This is a genomic window from Salmonella sp. NW1250 (genome assembly GCF_051812965.1).
Classification (GTDB): domain Bacteria; phylum Pseudomonadota; class Gammaproteobacteria; order Enterobacterales; family Enterobacteriaceae; genus Salmonella; species Salmonella enterica.
Map to the genome: position 1 here is coordinate 1 of NZ_JAMNDD010000054.1, position 365 is coordinate 365.

Below are 365 nucleotides of genomic sequence, written 5' to 3' on the forward strand. Positions count from 1 at the left end.
GCCGTAGTGCGTCTCCGTGTTGCCGCTGATGACCCGCGTCAGCTGCCCCTGCGCGTTCCACTCCAGTTGCTGGTCGCGCCGCGTGGTCAGCTCGCCCCACTCGTTATAACCGTAACGGTCACGACCACAGCCCGGCAGCCGGTTGTTCATCACCGGACCCTGCCCTTCGTTATCCAGCAGGTTGCCCGCCTTATCGTAATAATAACGGTCATGGTCATACATCTGACCTGAGCGCCCGGTCAGGTAACCGCTTCTGTCATAGCTGTACACCACGCTGCCACGCAGGCCGTCGTCAATCGTGCCCACCTCGCCGTGGTTGTTCCAGTAATAGTCCCTCGACGTCACGCAGCCCTGCCGCGCCGGGC

1 protein-coding gene is annotated in these 365 nt (G+C 62.5%); it reads right to left on the reverse strand.

Annotated elements, in window-relative coordinates:
* Positions 1 to 365 (reverse strand): hypothetical protein (locus tag NBA72_RS24220; protein WP_439005043.1); only part of this gene is annotated, 365 nt, incomplete at both ends.